Here is a 20,883-nt window from a genome sequence, read left to right on the forward strand (position 1 = left end):
ATTACGCTGCGAAAATCGAATAAAATCCATAGGCTAGAAGCGCGTATTGGCGGGTTGGTTCCGCAACGGAAAATAAAAAAGGTTCGTCGGGGAAAATAATTCGGTTTCGAACGTTGTCCGTAGCTGAATACCCATGAGGAGCATGCGATGGCCACCATTCGCGGCAAAATTGCCAAAACAAGTTTCATGACAGTCGATCCGGCCATTCGATGCGAGCGTGCTTCCTCAGAGCTACGCTTCGGGCGCGCTATTGTCGTGGAAGACAAGGCGCAAATAATTGCCGCGCTCGCACTGGACGCCTGCGCCCCCTCAACCTTCGATCTTTTTGCCGTCGCCAGCGACAACATGCATCAGCTTTTCCTGTCGCCATTCCGTGCAGGAGCGCTTGGACTTGAAACGGCTGGCGGCCTGGCACTTCCACTCTCCGGCATCGATTTCGAAGAAGCCTCCCGTCTTTCCTTTGCGCGCGATGTGGCCTTGCCCGGTCACTTCCTCCCCGCGACCGATGCAATGCGCTCAGCTTCTTCACTGGCTCAACTTTCCCTGCTTCTGCCGGGGGTCGTTTGCGCCGACATTTCTCGTTCGCGCCAGCTGTTTGATGGATGCGTCAGCGTCAACGTCGATGACGTATCGCAGGCAGCCAGACACGCACAGCGTTTTGAACTGGTGGTGCGCACCATGGTGCCGCTGAAGGATTTCGGCAATTGCGAGTTCTTCGTGTTCCGCGGCGGCATCGCCCAGCGCGATCAGATCGCGATCGTCGTTGGAAAGCCGGATTCCTCCAAACCGGTTCCTGTTCGTATCCACTCCTCATGCATCACCGGTGATCTTTGCGGTTCTTTGAAATGCGATTGCGGAGACCAGTTGCGTAACGGTCTCGCTGCCATGTACGAAGCAGGCGGTGGCATCATGCTCTATCTCGATCAGGAAGGCCGCGGCACCGGCATCGGAGCCAAGATGCGTGCCTATGGCTATCAGCACGAAGGTCTGGATACGATAGATGCGGATGCCGAGCTGGGTTTCGGGCCAGACCATCGCAAATATGAAGCTGCGGTAGCGATGCTATCGATAATGGGCATCGACAAGGTCGATCTCCTGACGAACAACCCGACGAAAATCGCCTATCTGCGCAAGAGCGGCATTGACGTCATCGGGCGGACCGCGGTTGGCGGCGTGGTCACGGCGGAAAATCTGAACTATCTGCGCACAAAATCCGTTCGCGCCGGACACATGATCGACATTGCAGCTCTGGAGCGATCAGCATGAGCCTTGCTGCATCAGCTCGTCATCATACAGCAGGCCCGGTCGAAGCGTGGCGCTCGCGCTCGATCCTCACCGATACCCTCGTAATTCTCGCCTGTATCGGCGCACTTCTACTCGCGGCAATCGTAACGCTCCACGCACTGCTGGATTTTGGCGTCGGCTTTGCCGTGTTTTCACTGGCTGCCTACACAGCTGTGTCTTCGTTTGTCGTGTTTTATCTCGATAAATATCCGCACGCCCGCTTCGGGGCGGCAAATGCCATCACTGCGTTTCGCGCCAGCATGACATGCCTTCTGGGCGGCCTTCTGTTCGAGACAGACTGGCTAAGCGCGCCGGCGATGGAAATGTGGATGTGGGCCTTCGTTGCGGCCGCGATTTTCGCTCTTTCTCTCGACGGGTTCGACGGGTGGCTGGCACGCCGCGCCGGCCAGTGCTCTTCCTTCGGTGGCCGCTTCGACATGGAAATCGACGCGGCGCTAATCCTGTCCCTCTCCGTAATGGCTTTTGCACTCGGAAAGGCAGGTGCCTGGGTGATTCTCATCGGCGTGATGCGTCACCTCTTCCTGCTCGGCCGGCTGCTTTGGCCGCGACTGCGCGGCGAACTGGAGGATTCCTATCGCCGCAAGACCATATGCGTCATGCAGATCATAGCGCTTTGCATCATCCTTACCCCGGTCGTCCAGCAACCTTACGCGCCCGTCATTGCCGCAGTTGCACTTGCATGCCTCGTTTACTCCTTCGCCATCGATATTCTTGATCTTCTGGGTCATAAGGCCACTACATGAGGCTGCCGATCGGCCTGCTGCGCTCATTGATCATCTATTATTGCCAGCCTTGGCGACGCATCGCGCTCAAGCGGCTTTATGCCGAGTTTCTTGAAGATGACGCGCTCGTCTTCGATATCGGAGCGCATGTCGGCAATCATACACGCACATTTCTTGCGCTAGGATGTCGCGTGGTAGCCCTCGAGCCGCAACCTGACTTCGCCGACTTCCTCGAAAAGACCTTGCGCGGCCCGCGTGTTTTTCTCGTGCGCGAGGCTGCCGGTGCCAGAGTCGGACAAACCGAACTGCGCATTTCCAGCCGCCATCCCACCGTTTCCACCATCTCCGAATCATGGATCGACGCAGTGAAATGGAGTCCCGGCTTTCGTCATGTACGATGGGATGAAGTCGTCAGCGTTCCGATGACGACGCTAGATGCACTAATCTCCGTCCACGGTTGTCCGAAATTCTGTAAAATTGACGTAGAAGGTGCGGAGGCCGATATTCTCAACGGGTTGAGTCATCCGATCGACATTCTATCCTTCGAATATATTCCGGCAGCCATCGAGGTAGCCGAAGCGTGTCTCGAACGTATCCGCCAACTCGGGAGCTACCGTTTCAATCGCATCGTCGGTGAGCAACAGCGTTTCAAACATGCTGAGTGGCTGGAGGCAGATGCCATGCTCCGGATATTACGCGGTATGGACGAAAGTGAGAGATCGGGTAATCTCTATGCCAGGCTCAACCGGTAAATGCTTGATATTTGCGCATGTAAGCCAGCAAGCCCGGCGCTGCGCCGAGCGTAGCAATAGCGCCGTAGAGAATGCTGGCGGCAACGCCTTGATCTGCCGTAAAGCCAAATACGGGCCACAACGCCGCGGCGGCGGCTTCCCGCGCACCCCAGCCGCCAGTAGCAAGCGGAACCATCATCGTCAGCAGGCAGAGCGGCACGGCGGTGAGGATCGCCGCCCCCGGCAATGGCGCCCCTATGGCAGCAGATACGGCAGCAAAAGAGGCGATGTAGCTTGCAACAATCGTTCCGCTCAACATCGTCTGCGTTACTGCTGCAATCGGCAAACTGTAAGCTCTGGCGGCAGCATTGGTGAAATCCGCGATCCGGGCACGCACGCTTCGGGGGCCGAAACGCCGAAAGCCAAAAAGGGAAACAGTTACAGCAACGCAAATCAAAATTATTACCGCAAGGATATGGGCTGTCTCCGGCGGACGATCACCCGCGTCCAGAAACGGCCAGATGAAGAAGCCCGCAGTGGTCACGATGAAGAAAGCCAATTGCCCCGAGAAACGCTCGATCATCACCGCCTGCACGGCACCTGCCCAGCCTTCGCCCTCCTGACGCGAACGTGCCACGCGGACCGCATCACCGGCCACGCCGCCCGGCATCACCATATTGGCAAACGAACTCGCATAATATTCAAGGATCGCCCTCCCGGCTGGCAAGGATCGCCCCAGTTGATGCGCCGTATAGCGCCACCGCAAGGCGGAAAGCACGATCTGCACCTGCACCAGCACAAGACCGGCCAGCAGGTAAAACGGGCTGGCGGCGGCGAGACTGCGCGCGATCTCGCGCCAGTCCACGAAGGCAAAAACGCCCACAAGACAAAACAGGGCAAAAAGCGGAGCAGCCAGCCACTTATAGCGTTTCAACTTCATGACAGGCACACTCTCACCACGCGGCAACGGGAAGAAAGAATTTGTACTCTCACATGAACCGTGCCGATCTTGCATGGCCTTGCCGGGCCCGGATCTTCTTCCGGCTAGCGATTGGCGTCCTGTTACTGGTCGCAATTTTCAATCTGCCGGTTCATCCGGGCGATCTCATGCCCCTGAATTTCGTGCGTCTGCCGCTGGAAGTCCCGCTGCTCCTGATAATTCTGGCTTGGACCAGCGGCTGTTCCTTCCGTGCCGTGCGTCTTCTCACCGTCATCTTCACCAGTCTCGTTCTCCTTCTGAAGCTTGCCGATCTCGGCACGCATGCCGCATTTTCGCGACCGTTCAACCCGCTGCTCGACGCGAAAATCCTCCACGACGGCTGGAATTTGCTGTCAGGTACCGTCGGGCTTTACGAGGCGATTGCCATTATTGCTTCAGCATTGCTCTGCTGGCTTTTCACGGGTGTCTTGCTGCACTGGTCGCTCGGCGCATTGAGGCTGATCGTGCAGCGCCGTCACCTGCTATTTGCCGCTGCGGCAGTTTTCGCCGTCGGGCTTGCAGGCAATCTCTTTGCACGCCTGTCGAACACGCCTGACCTGCGTGCCGATTTGCGCCTTCTCCCTTTCATTACCGAACGTATGGCTTTGATGCGACGCTCCATCATCGACCTGCGGATCTATGAAGCGGAATTGGCGCATGATCCGCTTTCAATGCTGCCGCCCGCCAAGCGTCTGATGCATCTGCGGGGCATGGATGTCATCATGGTCTTTGTCGAATCCTACGGTGCCAGCGCCATCAACGCCCCACCTTATGCTCCTGCCACACGCTGGCGCCTGCAGAAGATGCAGGATGAGCTTGCCTTGGCCGGTCTGCATGCGAAAAGCAGCTGGTTGTTGTCGCCCACATCGGGCGGGTTGAGCTGGCTGGCTCATGGCGCGCTTTTGTCCGGGACCTGGACCGACAGCCAGCAGCGTTACGACCGGTTGATTGCCAGCGAGCGTCAAAGTCTCAACGCGATCTTTCGCGAGAGCGGCTGGCGCAGCATCGCTGTCATGCCGGCGATCGTGCTTGACTGGCCGGAAGCCGCCTATTTCGGTTATGAACGGGTTCTCGCAGCCGGCGACCTTGGTTACGAAGGCCTGCCGTTCAACTGGGTGACCATGCCCGACCAATATACGCTTGCAGCTTTTGAACGCGAGGAGCGTACCCAATCCGGCCGACCGGCAGTCTTTGCTGAAATTGCTCTGATTTCCAGCCATGCGCCGTGGACCCCGGTGCCTCGTGTCGTGGATTGGTCGCGAGTGGGGGATGGCACGATCTTCAATACGCAGGTGCGTGCAGGCCAGTCTCCCGCCGCTGTTTGGGCGGACGAGCATACTATACGCGACCACTATATCCGCACGATCGATTACGCGCTGGAAACGCTGGGGCAATATATGGCTCGATTCAGCGAGAATACCTTGTTCATCATACTTGGGGATCACCAGCCGGCGCAAATCATAACAGGACAGAACGCGACGCGGGCCGTGCCCATTCACATAGTGGCAAAAGATCCGGCGCTGCTTGCGCGTCTTTCAGGGCAGGAATGGACGCAAGGCCTCTTGCCCGCGCCCGATCCTGCCCCCAGGCGCATGGACGAGTTTCGCGAGGCTTTTGTGCGGGCATTCAGCCCTTAGAGGCAATGGCGTTTCCTGCCGCCCAGCCTGAAGACCAGGCCCACTGGAAATTATAACCGCCGAGCCAGCCCGTAACATCGACGACTTCACCAATGAAATAGAGTCCCGGCACTGTCTTCGCCTCCATAGTGCGGGAATCGAGGCCGTTTGTACCGACGCCACCAAGTGTGACTTCGGCGGTACGATACCCCTCTGTCCCAACCGGTTTCACCTCCCAACGATGGACGGCATCGGCAAGCTTCTGCAAAGCCTTGTCGCCGGTCTCGCCAATGGGGCGGTTCAGCGCGTGCTCGTCGCAAAGCAGGTTTCCCAGACGTTTCGGAACGATGTCGCCCAGAATGGTCGCTACCGCTTTCTTCGGCTCGCTTTGCTTGCGCGCCTTCAGTTGCCTAAAAACATCCGTGCTCGGCAGCATATCGATGCGGATCGGTGTCGTTTCGCGCCAGTATGAGGATATTTGCAGGATGGACGGACCGGAAAGACCGCGATGGGTAAAGAGCATCGCCTCTTCGAATGTCGTCTTGCCGCAGGAAATGCGTGCATCGACCGCGACACCCGCCAGCGGTCGATATCGTTCGAGAAAATCCGTACCAAAGGTCAGCGGCACAAGAGCTGCACGTGTTTCCAGGACCGCGAGGCCGAATTTCTCTGCCAATTGATAGCCAAAACCCGTCGCACCCATCTTGGGGATCGACTTGCCTCCTGTGGCGATAACAAGATTGGCGCAACGCACGCCCATCTCGCGACCTTCGTGCTCCAGAACAAGACGGAACGCGTCTCCCTCATGATCTACGGCGGAGATCCGGGTGGAAAGACGCAGCTCCACGGCGTTGCGGCGCATCTCCTCAAGGAGCATCTCGACGATCTGCTTAGAGGACCCATCGCAGAACAGCTGTCCGAGCGTCTTCTCGTGATAAGCGATCTTGTAACGTTCGACGAGCGCGATGAAATCGGCTTGCGTATAGCGCTTGAGAGCGGATTTGCAAAAATGTGGATTGTTGGAGAGGAAATTTCTCGGTGCCGTATTAAGATTGGTGAAATTGCAACGTCCACCGCCAGATATGCGTATCTTCTCGCCAGCCGCCTTGGCGTGATCGATGAGCATGACCCGACCACCGCGTGAAGCGGCATGTGCTGCGCACATCATTCCGGCAGCGCCTGCACCGAGAATCACGGTGTCGAAGAAAAAACCGTCGGCCATGTCTGGAAAAGCTCCGCCTAAACGATCGAGGCAGTGGCGGAGAGGATGGGATTCGAACCCACGAGACCCTTTTGAGGTCTACTCCCTTAGCAGGGGAGCGCCTTCGACCACTCGGCCACCTCTCCACGGCCTCGCAAATAGCGGAGTTCACTTGGCAAACGCAATAGCCAGCTTTGCATTTTCCTGCAGTTTTCAGCGGAATTATTGTTCGGATGCCCGCAAGGCGCCTCAATCTCATATTGTACCGGCGAGAACCCGAGCAGCTTACACATTATATATATCATCCTGCCGGAGCTTGTTGCGCGCGCTTCACGAGCGATACCAGATAAGGCAGGCCTGACATTTTCTTGCCCTATTCCCGTCACCTCGCCACCGCACCGATGGCGACGCCAGTCACGCGGTATCTCTTTAAGAATCTGGCAGGCGATCAGGGTACAGGACCCATCGCCGCTTTTGCGGATGTGGCCTTCATTGGTAATCCGTGATTGGGAAACTTCGCCCCGTGGATTTGCTCCCAAGGCTTGTCCTTTTGATGCCTGCCGGACTGACCCCAATCTTAATTCGTTAATTTTTCTTTAATTTTCAGGAATTTAAATCGCGGAAAAGTCGAATCATTGCGTGGAGGAAGCTGCTTTACCAGCGAAAAATTCGGCCCCGGGGAGTTGTTTTCATTACTACCTAAGCGTGAACTTCACAACCGTAAGCAATCTATGGTAAATAATTGATGACCGCGCCCATGAATTTCGTGTCTTTTGCGCAACAGCCCTTTCGGTTCGGTCTGGGTGGAGCCGGAAGAAAGGCAGATCGATGTTGATCCCGCAGGATGGATCGTTAAAAGTCTGTGGCGAGAGAGAGGCGCGCTGCGCAGTTTTCTCGTCACAAGTGGGGATGGGGCAGGGAAGCTGTCCTTCAGCAAAAAAGACCCAAACCCGAATAGAACTTTGACTGGAGGTCAGAAAATGAACATCAAGAGCCTTCTTCTCGGCTCCGCTGCAATGGTTGCAGCAGTCTCTGGCGCTCGCGCAGCCGACGCAGTCGTCTTCGCTGAGCCGGAACCCATGGAATATGTCCGCGTCTGTGACGTTTACGGCGCTGGCTTCTATTACATCCCGGGTACCGAAACCTGCCTCAAGATCGGCGGTTACGTTCGTTACCAGATCAACGCTTCGGAACTCGACAACGACGAAGGCTTCGACAAGTACGGTCGTGCGACGCTCGGTATCGACGCTCGTTCGGAAACCGAACTCGGCACGCTGCGTTCGTTCATTGAACTGCGCGCTGACTACACGAGCGGTGGCGCCGGCGCTGCTTCGCTCCGTCAGGCCTTCATCGAACTCGGTGGCTTCAAGGTCGGTGTTGCAACCACCATCAACGATGACGCCCTTTCGGCTGAATTCGACTCCGGTGGCTATGACAGCCGCGTCCACATGATGGGCTACACCTGGGACGGTGGTAACGGCTTCACCGCCACCATCAACCTCGAAGAATACGACAACAACTACGACTACACGCCAAACGTCATCGCTCGTCTGGGCGTTGAACAGGGCTGGGGTGGCGCACGTCTTTACGGTGCATATGACGCAACCGCTGAAGAATGGTTCGCCAAGCTCGTTGGCTCGGTCAACCTGACCGAACGTCTTGCTCTCGAAGGTATCGCAACCTACGAATCCGGCTCGAGCGTCTACTCCGTCTGGAGCAACCCGTCTGATTCTGTTGCTGCTGGTAACTTCGGTTACGAATGGTCGGCTGGCGCTCTGCTCAAGTACGCAGCAACCGAAAAGCTGTCGGTCGGCTTCGGTGGCCAGTACTTCGCCAGCGCACATGACTCGTACTCGAACGACACCGTCGGCACGGTCCTGAACCCATATGCCGGCAACGACGACTGGGCTCTCGGCGCGATCATCGACTACAAGATCGTCAAGGACTTCAACACGAAGATCGCGATCAACTACTGGGACGGCGACACCGTCGACCAGCTGGGTGAAGACGGCTACTTCGAAGGCTTTGTTCGCTTCCAGCGCAACTTCTAATCTGATCTAGTATCGGATTTAACGAACAGCCCGGCTTTTGCCGGGCTGTTTGCTTTTGAAGCGCTGCACATGACTTTTCCGTTTTGCCATCGGTTGCCAGCAGCCCTTCCCCCGGATAACAATTTGAAATCTGCTTTTGCTGGCCAGAAGCGTTCTTATCCGGATATCCAATGAGCAGTTTTCCTCCCTTTACCCGTCTTGCCGCCTCCCTTCCCGATCATGTGCCCTTCGTTGGACCGGAGGCAATCGAACGTGAGCGGGGCACATCATTTGCTGCCCGCATCGGCGCAAACGAAAGCGGTTTCGGCCCATCGCCGCGTGTAATCGAGGCGATGCAGGCCTCGGCCGGGGATATGTGGAAATATTGCGATCCGGAGAATTACGATCTTCGCTCCGCTATCGCCGACCAACTGGGCCTCGATGTGGAGATGGTCGTGGTCGGTGAAGGCGTGGACGGGCTGCTCAATCTAGCTGTGCGGATGTTTGCCGAACCCGGCGAGGCAGTGGTGACGTCGCTTGGCGCCTACCCGACCTTCAATTTTCACGTTACGGGTTTCGGAGCAAAGCTCGTGACCGTACCTTATCGCGACTACCGCGAAGATCTGGTCGCGCTGGCCGAAGCAGCAAACGCGAACAACGCGCGTATCGTCTATCTTGCCAATCCCGACAATCCCATGGGAACCTGGTGTGAGGCCGATGCCGTCGAGAAATTCCTGGCCGAAATTAATCCGCACACCTTGGTCATTCTCGACGAGGCCTATTGCGAGCTTGCTCCGGCCTCTGCCATTCCAGCCATAGCACCGCTGCGCCCCAACATTATCCGTATGAGAAGCTTTTCAAAGGCTTACGGTCTTGCCGGCATTCGATGCGGTTATGCATTCGGCCCGGCAGAGCTGATCCGCCCCTTTGAGCGGGTCCGCACGCATTATGGCGTCAACCGTATGGCGCAAGTTGCCGCACTGGCGGCATTTGCCGATCAGGCTTATCTTTCAGAAGTCGTCGGACTGGTTGCTGCGGGGCGCGAACGCATCACGCAAATCGCTGAAGAGAACGGCCTGAAGGCCCTGCCCTCGGCTACCAATTTCGTTGCCGTCGATTGCGGCGCCGATGGCGTTTTCGCACAGAAGGTGCTCGACAATCTTATTGCGCAGGGCATCTTCGTACGTAAGCCGGTCGCTCGGGGCCTCGATAAATTCATCCGCGTTTCCGTCGGCCTCGATCATGAACTCGACCTTCTGGCCGAGGCACTGCCCAAGGCATTGGCTACAGCACGCATATGATGGAAATGGGCGCGAAAGCCGCGCCCATTTTTGCTAGAGAACCGAAACGATGGCTTTCGCCAGCACGTCGAGGCGTCCCTCCGGTAGTCCAGCCACGTTGAAGCGACTGTCACCGACAATATAGATGCCATGTTCTTCGCGCAGGCGCTCGACCTGCGCTTTTTCCAGGCCCAGCCGAGAGAACATGCCGCGATGTTCGGCAATGAAATCAAAACGGTCCGAGTTTGATTGCTTGCGCAATTCATCGGCAAGACCGGTGCGCAGGCGCAGCATGCGCTGGCGCGTCTCGTCAAGCTCCTCGCGCCAGATCCTGCTAAGGTCGGCATCAGTCAGAATGATGCCCACCACTGCCGCACCATGATCCGGTGGCATGGAATAAAGCACGCGGGCAACAGCGCCCATCTGCGTAAAAGCAATAGTCGCGGCCGCTTCATCGCGCGCCATGATGATGGCTGCGCCGACGCGATCGCGATAGACACCGAAATTCTTCGAGCACGAAGCGGCAACGCAAAGTTCCGGCACCTTACCGGCGACGATACGCAGACCCGCTGCATCCTCTTCCAGCCCGTCGCCGAACCCCTGATAGGCGAGATCTATGAAAGGAAAGAGATTTTTCTCGACCAACAGATCGGCAAGAGCCGTCCACTGCGCGATCGTCAGGTTGGCGCCGGTCGGATTGTGGCAGCAGCCGTGCAGCAACACGATATCGCCCGCATTCGCACTCATGAGTGCCTCGATCATGGCCTCGAAACGAACGCTGCCTGTCGTTGCATCGAAGTAAGGATAGGCCTGTGTCTTCAGCTGTGCGCTTTGCAGAATCGGAATGTGGTTCGGCCACGTCGGATCGGAATGCCAGACGGTTGCGCCGGGCTTAGCGCGGTTGAGAAGATCAGCAAGAAGTCGCAGCGCACCGGAACCACCGGGCGTCTGAACGGCACGCAGGCGTGCCTTATCCGCATTTGGGCCGAAAACCAGATCTATCATCGCTGCGTTGAAAGCAACATCGCCGGCGAGACCCAGATAAGTTTTCGTGTCCTGGTGCGCCGCCAAGCGCTTTTCGGCCTCGCGCACCGCACGCATGACGGGCGTTTTGCCCGTCTCATCCTTGTAAACACCTACGCCAAGATCGATCTTGTCGGTACGTGGATCGGCGCGGTAGCTCGCCATCAGCGAAAGAATCGCATCCGGTGCCGGCATAACGAGATTTTCAAACATTCTTTCCTCACTGCGCAGCTGTTTCACGCGCCGCGCGGAGAAATAGCGCCAAATCTCTTTGCCAGCCACCCCAAAATTCTGGACCAGCCAACTTGCAGCCCTAAAGAAATGAACGTACGTTTCTTTATGGGAGAAATACGCAGCATGACGCGAACCACGGGATCGGATGGAGAGAGGACACGCGCCGCTTTGAACGAAGCGGCGCTGAAACTGATCGCGCGCCATGGCTACGAAGCAGTCTCGATGCGCCAGCTTGCCGCGGAGATCGGCCTTCAACAAGCGGCACTATATCGGTACATTCCGTCGAAGCAGGACATGCTTTTCGCGCTTTTACACGAGCACATGGTAGCTCTTCTGGCCTCCTGCCAGGAACAGGTTGAGGCCTCGCCTCCCCGCAGGCTGTATTCCTTCATCAACCACCACGTCCGCTTCCATCTCGCGCGTCGGGATGCCACTCATGTCTCCAACATGGAACTTCGGTCCCTCGACGCCGACAAACGCGTGGTGATCCTCGACCTGCGTACACGCTACGAAGAGAAGCTTCGAGCAATCCTGCGCGATGGTGTTTCAAGCGGTGCGTTTGATCTGGGGGGACTTGACGGAGAGGTCGAACTGACGGCCCGCGCCATCATTCAGATGCTCACCGGCGTTGTCGTCTGGTTCCGGGAGACCGACCGCCTCCCCGTCGAAGCTGTGTCACGCATCTATAGCAACATGGCCCTGCGTATTGTGGGGGCGAAAACCGCAATCCGGGAGGAAACAGCATGTATCGCAACGGCATGAATTTCGGTCTGGGAGAAGAGATCGAAGCATTGCGCGACATGGTTCAGCGCTTTGCGTCTGAAAAGATCGCGCCTCTGGCTACCGAAATCGATAACAGCAATGAATTCCCGGCCCATCTCTGGCAGGAAATGGGCGCACTCGGCTTGCTCGGCATAACAGCCAGCGAAGAATTCGGCGGCAGCGGCATGGGCTATCTTGCCCATTGTGTGGTCATGGAGGAAATCAGCCGCGCCTCGGCCTCTGTCGGCCTTTCCTACGGCGCGCACTCCAATCTCTGCGTCAACCAGATCAATCGCTGGGGTACGCAGGCGCAGAAGGAAAAATATCTTCCGAAATTGTGTTCAGGTGAGCATGTAGGCGCCCTTGCCATGTCGGAAAGCGGGTCCGGATCGGACGTCGTATCCATGCGTCTTCGGGCTGAACGCCGCAATGACCGCTATGTGCTCAACGGCACGAAAATGTGGATCACCAACGGGCCTGACGCCGATACGCTCGTCGTCTATGCCAAGACCGATCCGGAGCGGAAATCGCGCGGCATCACTGCTTTCCTCATTGAGAAACCGATGAAGGGATTTTCTGTGGCGCAGAAGCTCGACAAGCTCGGCATGCGAGGCTCCAACACAGGCGAACTCGTTTTCGACGACGTGGAGGTGCCGTTTGAAAACGTGCTGCACATAGACGGTTCTGGCGTCGAAGTGCTCATGTCGGGGTTGGATTACGAACGTGTCGTGCTTGCCGGCGGTCCGGTCGGCATCATGGCAGCCTGCCTGGACGTCGCTGCTCCTTACGTACGCGAGCGCAAGCAGTTCGGCCAGGCGATCGGGGAATTCCAGCTCGTGCAGGGCAAGCTTGCCGATATGTACACGATTACCAACGCCGCTCGAGCCTATGTCTACGCCGTCGCCAGCGCGTGTGATCGCGGCGAGACGACACGCAAGGATTCTGCTGGCTGCATCCTCTACGCTGCGGAACAGGCAACGCGGCTCGCCCTCGATGCCATTCAGCTTCTCGGCGGCAATGGCTATATCAACGAGTACCCTGCGGGCCGCCTGCTGCGCGATGCGAAGCTTTACGAAATTGGCGCAGGCACCAGCGAAATCCGCCGCTGGCTGATCGGACGCGAGATAATGGGCGAACGCGATTGATGCGCCCGCACCCTCGTCTTCATCAATACTTTAGCGATCCGGGCACGCGCAACCGGGTCGCCGCCGCGGTCCCGACGGAAAGCCGGTTAATCGTCGGCAACGTTGTAAAACGGTTTCACCTATTATCATGGATGATTATGCAATGCCGGTAATCCAGTCGCAGATTTCCTCGTCCTCAGATCAATTCCGGACCAATGCTGCTGCCATACGCGCGCTGGTTGTCCAATTGCGCAAACAGGCTGACATAATCGCCTCGGGCGGGTCACAGGAAGCGCGTGAACGACACACATCGCGCGGCAAACTCTTGCCCCGCGAGCGTCTGGCACGACTGCTCGACGTCGGTTCACCATTCCTGGAGATCGGGCAATTCGCGGCACATGGATTGTATGGCGGAGAAATTGCAAGCGCCGGGTTGATTGCCGGCATCGGGCGCGTCGAGGGTACGGAAGTGATGATCCTGGTCAACGACGCTACGGTCAAAGGCGGCACTTACTATCCGATGACGGTCAAGAAGCATTTGCGGGCGCAGGAAATCGCCATGCAAAATCGCCTTCCGTGCCTCTATCTGGTGGATTCGGGCGGCGCCAATCTGCCTAATCAGGATGAAGTCTTTCCTGACCGCGAACATTTCGGCCGCATCTTCTATAATCAAGCGAATATGTCAGCGGCAGGCATTCCGCAGATCGCCGTGGTCATGGGTTCCTGTACGGCGGGGGGCGCATATGTTCCCGCCATGTCGGACGAAACCATCATGGTGCGCAACCAGGCCACTATCTTTCTGGGCGGTCCACCGCTCGTCAAAGCCGCGACAGGTGAAGATGTGACAGCCGAGGCGCTTGGCGGCGCCGACCTGCACACGCGTGAATCCGGCGTCGCCGATCATTATGCTCGCGACGATGCGCATGCGCTGGAGATCGCGCGCAACATCGTCAGGAATCTCAATCGCAGGAAGCCCGCCCTCGCCTTCTCCCCTGCCTCGGCCCCTCTCTATCCGCCAGATGAGATTTATGGCGTTGTCCCGCCGGACTTGCGCACACCCTATGACGTGCGCGAGATTATTGCTCGACTGGTGGACGGCTCGGAGTTTGATGAGTTCAAAGCCAATTATGGCACGACTCTGATCACCGGGTTTGCGCGCCTCTATGGGATGACCGTCGGCATCATCGCCAATAATGGCGTGCTTTTCTCACAAAGCGCACAAAAGGGCGCGCATTTCATAGAATTGTGCTGCCAACGCCAAATCCCTTTGATCTTCCTGCAGAATATCACCGGCTTCATGGTGGGGCAGAAATACGAGGCTGGCGGCATCGCCAAGGATGGCGCCAAGCTGGTTACCGCTGTCGCCACTGCCCGCGTTCCAAAGTTCACCGTCATCATTGGCGGCTCTTTCGGGGCGGGTAATTACGGCATGTGCGGTCGCGCCTATTCGCCACGTTTCCTCTGGATGTGGCCCAATGCCCGCATATCGGTAATGGGTGGGGAGCAGGCCGCGACAGTGCTTGCGCTGGTCAAACGCGAAGGCATCGAGCGGCGTGGCGGCACGTGGAGCGCCGAGGAGGAACAAGCATTCCGCACACCTATCCTCGAAAAATACGAGCGCGAGGGTCATCCCCTCTATTCGTCGGCACGGCTTTGGGATGACGGCATCATCGATCCGGCAAAAACACGCGAGGTTTTGGGGCTATCGCTCTCTGCCAGCCTCAATGCGCCGATCGAGGATACGAAATTCGGCCTGTTCAGGATGTGATGGTATTTTTGGCGACATACGGCCCGACATGGGAAAGGGAGGGCCCGAACGCTTCGGCTGGGAATTCCTCAAACTTGTTGCAGGCTTTGCACGAAACGGTCGCCCGTCTGCGAGCGCTTCAAACCCTGGCAAACGCACCAGCTCATCTCGATATCAATAGGGGCGCTGCCGCGATCGGGCAATCCGCACGGTACCTCGAAAATAAAACCCGGCATAAAGGGACATCCGAAAATGTTTTCAAGAATCCTGATCGCCAATCGCGGCGAAATTGCCTGCCGGATCATCCGCACGGCTCGCCGTCTCGGCATTTCCACCGTCGCCGTATACTCGGATGCCGATATGCAGGCAAAGCATGTGCGCGAGGCTGACGAAGCCGTGCATATTGGCGCGGCACCGGCCTCCGAGAGCTATCTCGACATCGCGCGCATAATTGCTGCTGCGAAGGAAAAGGGCGCGCAGGCCATTCATCCGGGTTACGGATTTCTTTCGGAAAATGCGCGGTTCGTCGAGGCGGTCGAGGCGGCTGGCCTCATCTTCATCGGGCCCTCCGCGCAGTCTATCCGCGCCATGGGACTGAAGGACGCCGCCAAGGCATTGATGGAAAAAGCCGGAGTGCCGGTCGTACCCGGTTACCATGGCGAAGCGCAGAATTTCGTACTTCTGGCCGGCAAGGCCAATGACATCGGCTATCCCATCCTCATCAAGGCCCGTGCTGGCGGTGGCGGCAAGGGAATGCGCCGTGTCGATCATCCCGATCATCTGGAGGAGGCGCTGGCCGCCGCGCGGCGCGAAGCAAAATCATCTTTCGGAGATGAAGGCGTGCTGATCGAAAAGCTGATCGAAAAGCCGCGCCATATCGAGGTGCAGGTCTTCGGCGATGGACATGGCAATGTGGTGCATCTCTTCGAGCGCGACTGCTCCGCACAGCGCCGTCACCAGAAGGTTATCGAGGAAGCTCCTGCTCCCGGGATGACAACCGAAATGCGCGAAGCCATGACGCAGGCCGCGATCAAGGCGGCGAAGGCAGTAGACTATCGCGGAGCCGGGACGATCGAGTTCATCGTTGATGCTTCGGAAGGACTGCGGCCAGATCGGTTCTGGTTCATGGAAATGAACACGCGGCTCCAGGTCGAGCATCCGGTCACCGAGATGGTCACCGGCCACGATCTCGTCGAGTGGCAGTTGCGCGTCGCGAACAATGAGCCGTTGCCGGTCAAGCAGGACGAGATAGGCCTGAACGGCCACGCCTTCGAGGCCCGGCTGTACGCGGAAGATGCCGCGCGCGATTTCTTGCCAGCAATCGGTCGCCTGCATCATCTGCGTTTCCCGCAAGGAGCAGAGATCCGCATCGACAGCGGCATTGACCAGGGCGACGCGATCTCGCCATTCTACGATCCGATGATCGCCAAGCTCATCACCCACGGCCGCGACCGTGCCCAGTCGCTCGCAGCTCTCACCCACGCGCTTGAGGCAACTCAGATCGCCGGTACGGTCACCAATCTCCGCTTTCTTGCCGCTCTTTCCAAAGATACGGATTTTCGCAGCGGTGATGTCGACACCGGACTGATCGAGCGCAAGCGGCAAGCATTGACCGCGACACACGAGCCTGAATTTCTTGATTTCGCCAAGGCAGCGCTTGCCGCGTCCGGTGCAAGGCCGCAAGCATCCGGCGATCCATGGGAAGCGCTTCCCGGCTATAGCCATTTCACGCCCGTCATCCACAAGGCAGCTCTCGGCTTTGCCGATGATACGCTTGAGTTTACGATCCGCGCCCGCGGCAATGGCAGCTTCGATATCGGCAGCGAATTCGATACGCAAACCGCACGTCTATCGCCGGACGCGATCGCATCCGACGTTACGCATTGGCCTGGCCACGTCACCGTTTTCGGGCGGAAAGGAAGCTACGAGTTCACACTTGCTTCATCTGCTGTCGAGGCCGACGACCAGAGCGCCGGTAATGTCGTACGCGCGCCGATGCCGGGGCTTGTCAAGATCGTATTCAGGCAGGCAGGCGAGAGCGTAGCTAAGGGCGATGCGCTTCTCGTACTCGAAGCCATGAAGATGGAGCATACGATCAAGGCCCCGCGCGACGGAGTTCTCGAGGACATTGCGGAGCACAATGCTCAGGTCAGCGACGGCGTCGTGCTGGTGCGCTTCGCTGCTGCCTGAAGAGAAAAGAGCCGCCGGGGAGGTCAGCACCCGGACGGCTCTTATCTGGAGATCATCTGCGTTTTTACGTCTTGATGATCCTCTCCCTGTTTTATCCTCGAGTCAATGCGTAGCGAGCCAGCTGCGGGCAGAGCGCAACGCCTTGGCAATATCGCGCTTCCCCATAACGGTGGAAATTTCCGAGCGCAGGGTTTCGGCACGGATCGAACCCTTGATCGCAGCGATATTGAAGCATTTATGCGCCGAAACCAGATCGATGGGGCCTTTTTTGCCGGTCGCGTAGAGGACACCGAGCTGCAGAAAGTCATCTGCCGTGTTCGAACCCTTGGCTGCGAAACCTGCGTTTCCGTTGAAAAAGCCCATCACAATACTCCTTCACCTCTGGCCGTAGCGCCAGCCATTAAACCTCCCGCATCACATTTCGAAAACCGGACTGGTTCTGTCTGCGATGCGGTTGAACGCCGCGGCTTTGCGCCATCTGGTCGTTCGCCCTGTTGAGGATCACTATGAAGGAGAGCGTGCAAATTTGCGTTAAATTGCTTGCTTAATTTCCGGAAAACAAAGTCAAAACAGAGCGTTAAAGTTGCAATTCATTAAGTATGCCAAGCCTTGCATATGCAGCATTTTCCATATCTCGGTGCCACCCCGGTTGTAAGAAATCGCTAACCGCGTTTGCGAGAGCCTTGTTTAGGCCGCGCATTTCTGCGTGGATGAAAATGCTTTGCGGACTGAAAAAACGGGGATACGCTCCCTTATCGCGACAATTGAGGAATTGTCCGATTGGGAGGAGGACCCGAATGTATAAACTTTTAACGGCGATCGTCATGATCACCGGTATATCTGCACCTGCATTTGCAGCCGAGCCGATCGTCGGCTCGTGGAAGCGCTCCAACGGCACGATCATCAGCTATCAGGCCTGCGGCACAGATACGTTTTGCGGCACCGTGATGACCGGCGAATACAAGGGTAAGTCAATCGGCCAGATGAAAGGCAAAGGCACCCATTACGACGGCATGGTCAACAAACTGGACGAAGGCAAGACCTACAAGGGACGCGCCGAAGTCAGCGGCACTTCGATGAAACTTGCAGGCTGCGTGCTTGGCGGGCTCATCTGCAAGAACGAGACCCTGACGAAGCAATAGACGAAAGGACTGCGCCGCGAAGAACGACGCAGTCCTTTTTATTCAGTTACTGCGCACGCTGACCAAAGAGCACCTTCTGGGCGTCTTTGTCCTTTGCCAGATCACTGCGCAGATCAGCGCCCACTGCCATTGCGCGCTCAATAGCTGGTCTGGCCATCAACGTCTCGAACCAGCGCTTGAGATGCGGAAACTCTTCGAGATCCTGCCCCTGGTTCCTGTAGGGCCTGATCCAGCCCACACATGCCATGTCGGCAATTGAATAGTCGCCAGCGAGGAACTCGCGATCGGCAAGGCGTTTGTTCATCACACCGTACAGACGGTGGCATTCGTTCGTGTAGCGGTCGATGCCATACTGCACCTTTTCGGGCGCATAGTTGCGGAAATGATGCGCTTGGCCGGCCATCGGTCCCAATCCGCCTATCTGCCAGAAAAGCCATTGTTCAACCTCGACACGGGCGCGTTCGTCGCTCGGATAAAACTTGCCGAACTTGCGGCCGAGATATTGCAGGATCGCGCCGGACTCGAAAACGGAAATCGGCTGACTGCCCGGCCCCTCAGGATCGATAATGGCCGGCATGCGGTTGTTGGGTGAAATCGCCAGGAACGACGGCTCGAACTGCTCGCCCTTGCCTATGTTCACCATGTGAATTTCGTAGGGAATTCCAGCCTCTTCTAGATAAATCGTGATTTTCCAGCCATTCGGCGTCGGCCAGTAGAACAACTCGATCGGTTTGGTCTGCTCGGTCATGTCTGCGTCTCCTTTGGAAACCGAACTATCGGCCGGAAAACACGTACCGTCACGTCAGCATTTTTGAACGGCAGATGAACGATGCTCTCATCATGAGTTCAGTGCGTGCGTGCAATTGTGTGCTCATCAAGGCAGTTCCAACGGAAACGAACAAAGGAATTGCGACAGGAAATACATAAATCGAGCCCCAGGACGTCACCGCCATGATCCGCTTCCTTTCCCTTCTGAACCATCTTCCAGCAGCCATATTCCTGTCGCTGCTGCTCGGCAGTCCACTGCTTGTGAACGCGGTTCAGGCAAGCGTCGAAGCCAACAGCGCGTTCATCGAAGCGCCGTTTTCGAAGAAGAACAGCGGCGCGGGATTCGTACTCATGGTTTCCCTTCAGCGCGCTTGAGGCGGATATATTCGCCCTTGTCCTCTCACGGAGCGCGACTAAGATGGCTCGTCAAATCAGTGCTCTTGCTTTATGATGCGACATGGAAAAACGAATCTACCCTCAGGCGATCGAGAGGATCGTCAGTCCCAAGCCGATAGAGCCGAAAACCTTCGCCGACGCCACCGATGCGGTTCGCGCCCTCGCCGAGATTTACGAGCGCAACACCGCTTTCCTGCGGGACGCTTTCGATCAGGTAGCAACCGGGAAAGTGGAAGAGTGCCGCTTCCGCGCCTTTTATCCGCAAGTGTCGATCACCACTCCATCTTTTTCGCTGGTCGACTCCCGCCTTGCCTACGGGCATGTTCCAGAGCCTGGCCAATACACGACGACGATCACTCGTCCCGATCTCTTTTCGCCCTATCTGGAGGAACAGTTGCGGCTTCTGATCCGCAATCACGGCATAGGGATTACGGTCTCGGAGTCGACCACGCCGATCCCGATGCATTTTGCATTCCTCGAAGGTACCTATGTCGACGGCTCGAAGGCGGACGGCATCCGCCGGCCCTTGCGCGATCTGTTCGACGTTCCGGACCTGAACGCCACCGATGATCATATTGCCAACGGCACATTCGAACCCGTTCATGGCGAACCCCTGCCGCTTGCGCCCTTCACGGCCCAGCGCATCGATTATTCGCTACATCGGCTTGCCCATTACACAGCCACACGTCCCAAGCACTTCCAGAACTATGTGCTCTTCACGAATTACCAGTTCTACGTGGATGAATTCTGCCTTCATGCGCGCAAGTTGATGGCGGAGGGCGGCCATGGCTATGCGGCATTTGTCGAGCCCGGCAATGTCGTCACCGAAGCAGGGTCGGACAAGCCGGATGGCCCGCAAATCGGACGCTTGCCGCAGATGCCGGCCTATCATCTCGTCAAACCGGGCCATGGAGGCATTACCATGGTCAATATTGGCGTAGGTCCTTCCAACGCGAAAACCATCACAGATCATATCGCAGTGCTGCGTCCGCATGCGTGGCTGATGCTGGGCCATTGTGCCGGTCTTCGCAATACGCAAGCGCTCGGCGATTACGTTCTGGCACACGCATATGTTCGAGAGGATCACGTCCTGGACGACGATATCCCGGTCTGGGTCCCAATCCCTGCCCTCGCCGAGGTTCAGGTTGCCCTTGAACAAGCAGTCGCAGAGGTCACCGGTCTTTCCGGCTACGAACTGAAGCGCATTATGCGCACCGGCACGGTCGCGACTATTGACAATCGCAACTGGGAACTGCGTGATCAGCGCGGTCCGGTCCAGCGCCTGTCGCAATCGCGTGCCATTGCGCTCGACATGGAATCCGCGACGATCGCGGCCAACGGATTTCGCTTCCGCGTGCCGTACGGCACACTGCTCTGCGTTTCGGACAAACCGCTGCACGGTGAGTTGAAACTGCCGGGCATGGCCACCGAATTCTACAAGCGTCAGGTTGCGCAGCATCTTGATATAGGCCTGCGCACCATGGAAAAACTCGCTGAAATGCCTACGGAGCGCTTGCATTCGCGCAAGTTGCGCAGCTTTTCAGAAACGGCTTTTCAATAACAAAAAGGCGGATCGTCGCCTGCGTCCAGAAGACACAGCGACGATCCGCCCGCTTTCTTACTCGCGCCTCAA

18 protein-coding genes and 1 tRNA gene are annotated in these 20,883 nt (G+C 57.4%); 13 read left to right on the top strand and 6 right to left on the bottom strand.

Going from position 1 to position 20,883, the window contains the following annotated elements; translation table 11 throughout:
• Window positions 1-147: 147 nt before the first annotated feature.
• From ribA to IE151_RS07275, 3 genes are read left to right on the top strand one after another with little or no spacing between them, the layout of a single operon-like run.
• Window positions 148-1,266: a GTP cyclohydrolase II RibA gene (gene ribA / locus IE151_RS07265; RefSeq protein WP_244636647.1), complete on the top strand. Its 1,119-nt coding sequence runs from the start codon at window positions 148-150 to the stop codon at window positions 1,264-1,266.
• Window positions 1,263-2,048 carry a CDP-alcohol phosphatidyltransferase family protein gene (locus tag IE151_RS07270; protein WP_189489333.1) on the top strand — a complete coding sequence of 262 codons (786 nt, stop codon included), beginning with the start codon at window positions 1,263-1,265 and terminating at the stop codon, window positions 2,046-2,048. The genes ribA and IE151_RS07270 overlap by 4 nt, the downstream gene beginning before the upstream one ends.
• Window positions 2,045-2,779, top strand: coding sequence for an FkbM family methyltransferase (locus IE151_RS07275; RefSeq protein ID WP_189489334.1), 735 nt, complete (start codon window positions 2,045-2,047; stop codon window positions 2,777-2,779). Before IE151_RS07270 ends, IE151_RS07275 begins: the two co-directional genes overlap by 4 nt.
• On the opposite strand, the gene IE151_RS07280 is transcribed toward IE151_RS07275, so the two are convergent.
• Window positions 2,769-3,698, bottom strand: coding sequence for a lysylphosphatidylglycerol synthase transmembrane domain-containing protein (locus IE151_RS07280; protein ID WP_189489335.1), 930 nt, complete (start codon window positions 3,696-3,698; stop codon window positions 2,769-2,771). The genes IE151_RS07275 and IE151_RS07280 overlap by 11 nt on opposite strands.
• Before the next feature lie 53 nt (window positions 3,699-3,751).
• Between IE151_RS07280 and IE151_RS07285 the strand changes: the two genes are divergently transcribed.
• Entirely contained in the window at window positions 3,752-5,374 is a 1,623-nt protein-coding gene (locus IE151_RS07285) for an alkaline phosphatase family protein (protein WP_189489336.1), read from the top strand.
• Here IE151_RS07285 and IE151_RS07290 read toward each other — a convergent pair.
• Window positions 5,364-6,575, bottom strand: a complete 1,212-nt coding sequence (locus IE151_RS07290; protein ID WP_189489337.1) for a BaiN/RdsA family NAD(P)/FAD-dependent oxidoreductase — start codon at window positions 6,573-6,575, stop codon at window positions 5,364-5,366. The genes IE151_RS07285 and IE151_RS07290 overlap by 11 nt on opposite strands.
• 34 nt (window positions 6,576-6,609) lie before the next feature.
• A tRNA-Ser gene (locus IE151_RS07295) sits at window positions 6,610-6,700 on the bottom strand.
• Window positions 6,701-7,534: 834 nt separating this feature from the next.
• Between IE151_RS07295 and IE151_RS07300 the strand changes: the two genes are divergently transcribed.
• Window positions 7,535-8,605 carry a porin gene (locus IE151_RS07300; protein ID WP_189489338.1) on the top strand — a complete coding sequence of 357 codons (1,071 nt, stop codon included), beginning with the start codon at window positions 7,535-7,537 and terminating at the stop codon, window positions 8,603-8,605.
• Window positions 8,606-8,775: 170 nt separating this feature from the next.
• A complete protein-coding gene (locus IE151_RS07305; protein WP_189489339.1) occupies window positions 8,776-9,885 on the top strand; it encodes a pyridoxal phosphate-dependent aminotransferase in 1,110 nt (369 codons plus the stop codon).
• 33 nt (window positions 9,886-9,918) lie between these two features.
• Here IE151_RS07305 and IE151_RS07310 read toward each other — a convergent pair whose 3' ends face one another.
• Window positions 9,919-11,100, bottom strand: coding sequence for an amino acid aminotransferase (locus tag IE151_RS07310; RefSeq protein WP_189489340.1), 1,182 nt, complete (start codon window positions 11,098-11,100; stop codon window positions 9,919-9,921).
• 144 nt (window positions 11,101-11,244) lie between these two features.
• On the opposite strand from IE151_RS07310, the gene IE151_RS07315 reads away from it, so the two are divergent.
• The 4 genes from IE151_RS07315 (at window position 11,245) to IE151_RS07330 (ending at window position 16,944) form a co-directional block, all read left to right on the top strand.
• Window positions 11,245-11,883: a TetR/AcrR family transcriptional regulator gene (locus IE151_RS07315; RefSeq protein ID WP_189489341.1), complete on the top strand. Its 639-nt coding sequence runs from the start codon at window positions 11,245-11,247 to the stop codon at window positions 11,881-11,883.
• Window positions 11,865-13,028, top strand: coding sequence for an isovaleryl-CoA dehydrogenase (locus tag IE151_RS07320; protein ID WP_189489342.1), 1,164 nt, complete (start codon window positions 11,865-11,867; stop codon window positions 13,026-13,028). The genes IE151_RS07315 and IE151_RS07320 overlap by 19 nt, the downstream gene beginning before the upstream one ends.
• Window positions 13,029-13,170: 142 nt before the next feature.
• Window positions 13,171-14,775, top strand: a complete 1,605-nt coding sequence (locus IE151_RS07325) for a carboxyl transferase domain-containing protein (RefSeq protein WP_189489343.1) — start codon at window positions 13,171-13,173, stop codon at window positions 14,773-14,775.
• 231 nt (window positions 14,776-15,006) lie between these two features.
• Window positions 15,007-16,944, top strand: coding sequence for an acetyl/propionyl/methylcrotonyl-CoA carboxylase subunit alpha (locus tag IE151_RS07330; RefSeq protein ID WP_189489344.1), 1,938 nt, complete (start codon window positions 15,007-15,009; stop codon window positions 16,942-16,944).
• Between the two features lie 102 nt (window positions 16,945-17,046).
• On the opposite strand, the gene IE151_RS07335 is transcribed toward IE151_RS07330, so the two are convergent.
• Complete coding sequence (locus IE151_RS07335) at window positions 17,047-17,307, bottom strand: sel1 repeat family protein (RefSeq protein WP_189489345.1); 261 nt, start codon at window positions 17,305-17,307, stop codon at window positions 17,047-17,049.
• A gap of 434 nt (window positions 17,308-17,741) precedes the next feature.
• Here IE151_RS07335 and IE151_RS07340 point away from each other — a divergent pair, with 434 nt between their 5' ends.
• Entirely contained in the window at window positions 17,742-18,086 is a 345-nt protein-coding gene (locus tag IE151_RS07340) for a DUF2147 domain-containing protein (protein ID WP_189489346.1), read from the top strand.
• 46 nt (window positions 18,087-18,132) lie between these two features.
• Here IE151_RS07340 and IE151_RS07345 read toward each other — a convergent pair whose 3' ends face one another.
• Complete coding sequence (locus tag IE151_RS07345; protein WP_189489347.1) at window positions 18,133-18,834, bottom strand: glutathione S-transferase family protein; 702 nt, start codon at window positions 18,832-18,834, stop codon at window positions 18,133-18,135.
• A 203-nt stretch (window positions 18,835-19,037) separates the two neighbouring features.
• Between IE151_RS07345 and IE151_RS07350 the strand changes: the two genes are divergently transcribed.
• On the top strand, window positions 19,038-19,229 hold the full coding sequence (locus tag IE151_RS07350) for a hypothetical protein (RefSeq protein WP_189489348.1): 192 nt from the start codon (window positions 19,038-19,040) through the stop codon (window positions 19,227-19,229).
• Window positions 19,230-19,311: 82 nt separating this feature from the next.
• Window positions 19,312-20,811 (top strand): AMP nucleosidase, encoded by a 1,500-nt coding sequence (locus IE151_RS07355; protein ID WP_189489349.1) that lies wholly within the window; start codon window positions 19,312-19,314, stop codon window positions 20,809-20,811.
• Window positions 20,812-20,883: the final 72 nt, after the last annotated feature.

Source organism: Limoniibacter endophyticus, assembly GCF_014652835.1.
Taxonomy (GTDB): Bacteria; Pseudomonadota; Alphaproteobacteria; order Rhizobiales; family Rhizobiaceae; genus Limoniibacter; species Limoniibacter endophyticus.